Source organism: Wenzhouxiangella sp. YN1 (assembly GCF_056324145.1).
This window is the reverse complement of sequence record NZ_JBJNIO010000076.1, coordinates 1-347: the sequence shown is the minus strand read 5'-3', so window position 1 is coordinate 347 and position 347 is coordinate 1. Positions and strand designations below refer to the sequence as shown.

General features: G+C 73.5%; 1 protein-coding gene. It reads left to right on the top strand.

Translation table 11 applies throughout. The features are described 5' to 3' along the window. On the top strand, window positions 1-286 hold a 286-nt coding region (locus tag ACEWQZ_RS00585), incomplete at its 5' end, for a rhodanese-like domain-containing protein (RefSeq protein ID WP_476481130.1). Window positions 287-347 lie beyond the last annotated feature (61 nt).

The following is a 347-nucleotide window of genomic DNA, read 5'->3' as shown; positions in this document are numbered from 1 at the left end:
AGGCAGCAGCGGCGGCCCGCCCGAAATCTCGCGCAATGAAGCCAGGGCACTCGAAAACATCGCCTGGATCGACGTGCGCGAAGCCGACGAATACGCCGCCGGGCACTTTCCCGGCGCGCTCAACCTGCCCCTGTCGACGCGGCGCGGGGGTGCCTTCCCGCTGCCCGCAACCCCGCGGGCCCGCATCTACGGCGCCAGCGGCGGGCGGGGTCGCCCCGCCGCCGAGATCCGCGCCCGCGCCGGCCTCGAACAACTGTGGATCCGGCGCGGCGGCTACGGCAGCTGAGGCGCCTCAGCTGCTGTCCATGCCCGCACTACCCCGCCAGTAGCCGCTGACCGAGTGCTCG